Here is a 2799-nt window from a genome sequence, read left to right as displayed (position 1 = left end):
GGTGGCCGGATATTGATCGGAATGCCGGCCGGCTTCACGTCGGAATCCGCAGACATCGCAAGTCACGTTTCGGGTACGAAGGAAAATCTGCAGGTGCTGACCTCGATGAAGGCGATAGCGTAACAGCCGAAGCTTGGTTGGCGGCCGGAACCGGGATTACGACGTCAGGCCCGATTTGCGTAGGGAGGCACATCGACAAGCGTCCCGATGAGGCGGAGCAAGGCCTGTTGCTCGGGACGGTCCGACTTTCCGGAGACGAGGAAGGCTCCCAACTCGATATGCGACAGCTGGCCGCCTCCCGGACCGTTCGGTTGATGGATCACAAATGCTGCGCCGCTCGTCGGCTCCCGCCCCAGAAACCAGCAGTCACCGGTGGGGCTGCGATATAGCTCTCGCCGTTCGCTCATGATGTCGCGTGCTCCTGCGATTGACGATGGCTGGACAAATGCGAGGTCGCCACGCGAGACCGGCCGAAGCCTATCCGCTGTCCTCGCCAGTCCTTTACACGCGGCCGAAAGCTCCGGCCTTTACTAGCGGAAGTCGTCGGCCGAGAGCCGATGATAGCCCCCGCGCTTCTTCAGATAGGCGGAGCGAGCGGCCCGCAAAATGGCTGAGCGATTGAGGTCGAATGCGACGAGGAACGACCCCTCGCTTCCGTCGATGATAGCGGGGCTTAAAGTCCGCAGAACGTCGAGCTCGATCTGGAACATCACTTCCAATGACGCTTCAGAGCCCCAGAAGCTTACGCAGCCGCGGCCAGGTTCGTAACGCCGGATCGAGTTGGGAAAGTCGAGGCTCATGACCTGCGCCCAGCGCCAAGACGCACCAGCTCAACCTGATAGGCATCGGCATGGCGCCGCTTCCGCTTCTTTTGCAGCCAGATGCCAACGGGAAATGCGATCAGCGAGCCAACAACAATCAACGACAAATGGGGGATCAGAGGCACGTCATAAAACCTGCCCGCTCCCCACATGCCAACGCTGAAAAGCGCCATGCCGATCATTCCATAGGTCAGCGCCGACGCCTCCGGCGCCGGGGCATAGCCAGCGGCTGCAAACCGAGCCTTTTCCAGATGCGGTGCCATGGGAGGCATCATTTCAGCACGAGTGCGAAGGCCAGTGCGAACGCGGCGATGAGGCCACCATGCGCGAGCCAAACCAGATAGCGATCTGCGGCCCAAACGCGATAAATGAACCACTGCCCGGAAATATTTGCCATGGCTGGGCTCCGTTTGGCCCAGATCGGGGCGCTTCGCGCAAATGCTCTGAAGTAAAATCCCGATGCGTTTCGAGACTGCCTTAAAATGGTGCGCGCAGGATAATCTTGCAAGGCAAGAAGCAATTATTTCCATTCTGACGATCATAAACGCATTCAACGAACGATAGATCGATACCCTGATCGAACGCCTCTCACCTGATACCTCGGTTTCTCGCGCGGGCCGCCTTAGCTTTTGATATTGCCGGCGAGCTCCGCCTTCATAAAATCCCCGGCGAAAGAAACCCCTCGGAGGAAGGAGCATGCCGTTCTCGTCATTGAGTGATCCAGTTGACCTCGCCCGGGCGCAGGCAGCCCTGGAGGCCGCGTGGAACGAAGTCAGATCGACCATTCCTGATGCGTTCGATGAGCGAGAGCGAACCAGGCTGGCCTATATCGTGGCTGCGCTGGTGGCGATCGCCGAAGATGAAGATGACCTGGCACGGCGGGCCATCGAGCGATACCGACAATCTGCCGTTGCCTGAAGGCGATGCGGCCTTTCGTGGAGCCCCGCCCATTGGAGGCACGAGCCTTGCTGGCGCGCGCGAAGAGCTTCGCCAGATTATCGGAGAGATATCGGGATGAGGGCCGGCTGTCCGTGACGACCACAGTTCACGCAGCGGGCGCTATCGCATACGCCCGAAACACGGCCCCATAGAAGCAGCCGGAAGCCACCAGAACGAAACCGTGCCAGATCGCATTCTGGAACGGCAGGCTTTCCCAGATATGGAAGATGACGCCGATCGAATAGAGGATGCCGCCTGCGACGATCAGCCAGAGGGTCATCGCGGGCAGGAGGCTGACGCTCTCCCAGATCAGGAGCCCGCTCCAGCCGATCAGGAGATAGAGCGCAATCGACAGCCGGTCGAACCGGCCGGGCAAAGCCACTTTGATCGTGACGCCGGCAGCGGCCGCGAGCCACACGATGACGAGCAGAACCTGGGCGAAAATGCTGGCGCTCAGCTTCATCAGGAACGGGGTGTAGGTGCCGGCGATCAGCACGTAGATCGCCGAATGGTCGAACCGCCTGATGAACCATTTGCGCGGTGAGATCGGCCACATGTTGTAGGTGGCCGAGACGATCAGAACGGCGAGCAGCGCGGCGCCATAGATCGAAACGGGCAGCAGGTCGAACAGCGGGGCGCTGTTCGCGACCTGGACGATCAACGTCGCAACGGCAGCCAACCCAAGGGCGACGCCAAGGACATGGATCACGCCGTCAGCCCAGAGCTCGGCGCGCCTGAAGACGAAGCGTCCTACGACGGGAACGTTCACGGCGATTCCTGACATGCTTGCGGCTGGAGTTAGTTTGGCACCTACCGTGAGCCCGTGTCATCTCAATGTCGGCCTGCGAGAGCGCGTTCTCCCGGATGTCCGCGGCGATGGATCTGAAGAAGAAGTAGAACGTCTTTGAGACCGGCATCAGTGGGAGTAATTCGCCGAAGCCCACCCGAATGTCTGCTTGCGGGCCGACACTCGATGTCCGGAAGTGTGAAGGGTTTCGGATGCCGGCCCGTGCGAGCTGGGATGGTCCGGGTTGAGGGC

The 2799-nt window shown here is 60.5% G+C and carries 5 protein-coding genes; 1 reads left to right on the top strand and 4 read right to left on the bottom strand.

Annotated features, from left to right (window positions below; genetic code table 11):
• Window positions 1-530 precede the first annotated feature (530 nt).
• The 3 genes from ACODTJ_RS29010 to ACODTJ_RS29000 are packed head-to-tail and all read right to left on the bottom strand — an operon-like array spanning window position 531 to window position 1218.
• Window positions 531-800 carry a DUF1488 family protein gene (locus tag ACODTJ_RS29010; protein WP_297255751.1) on the bottom strand — a complete coding sequence of 90 codons (270 nt, stop codon included), beginning with the start codon at window positions 798-800 and terminating at the stop codon, window positions 531-533.
• Window positions 797-1084 carry a hypothetical protein gene (locus tag ACODTJ_RS29005; protein ID WP_454655604.1) on the bottom strand — a complete coding sequence of 96 codons (288 nt, stop codon included), beginning with the start codon at window positions 1082-1084 and terminating at the stop codon, window positions 797-799. Before ACODTJ_RS29005 ends, ACODTJ_RS29010 begins: the two co-directional genes overlap by 4 nt.
• 8 nt (window positions 1085-1092) lie before the next feature.
• Window positions 1093-1218, bottom strand: a complete 126-nt coding sequence (locus tag ACODTJ_RS29000; protein ID WP_454655603.1) for a hypothetical protein — start codon at window positions 1216-1218, stop codon at window positions 1093-1095.
• A gap of 299 nt (window positions 1219-1517) precedes the next feature.
• Between ACODTJ_RS29000 and ACODTJ_RS28995 the strand changes: the two genes are divergently transcribed.
• Window positions 1518-1739 (top strand): hypothetical protein, encoded by a 222-nt coding sequence (locus ACODTJ_RS28995; RefSeq protein ID WP_297255746.1) that lies wholly within the window; start codon window positions 1518-1520, stop codon window positions 1737-1739.
• A gap of 127 nt (window positions 1740-1866) precedes the next feature.
• Here ACODTJ_RS28995 and trhA read toward each other — a convergent pair whose 3' ends face one another.
• Window positions 1867-2535 (bottom strand): PAQR family membrane homeostasis protein TrhA, encoded by a 669-nt coding sequence (trhA, locus tag ACODTJ_RS28990; RefSeq protein WP_422678390.1) that lies wholly within the window; start codon window positions 2533-2535, stop codon window positions 1867-1869.
• Window positions 2536-2799: the final 264 nt, after the last annotated feature.

The sequence above is a fragment of the Allobosea sp. FG18 genome (genome assembly GCF_057809495.1).
The sequence above is the reverse complement of the archived record's forward strand: the minus strand, read 5'-3'. Positions and strand labels throughout refer to the sequence as shown.

Bases quoted from the DNA above. Each gene is read 5' to 3' on its own strand.
- ACODTJ_RS29010 (WP_297255751.1), bottom strand. From the start codon at position 800: ATGAGCCTCGACTTTCCCAACTCGATCCGGCGTTACGAACCTGGCCGC.
- ACODTJ_RS29005 (WP_454655604.1), bottom strand. From the start codon at position 1,084: ATGGCACCGCATCTGGAAAAGGCTCGGTTTGCAGCCGCTGGCTATGCC.
- ACODTJ_RS29000 (WP_454655603.1), bottom strand. From the start codon at position 1,218: ATGGCAAATATTTCCGGGCAGTGGTTCATTTATCGCGTTTGGGCCGCA.
- ACODTJ_RS28995 (WP_297255746.1), top strand. From the start codon at position 1,518: ATGCCGTTCTCGTCATTGAGTGATCCAGTTGACCTCGCCCGGGCGCAG.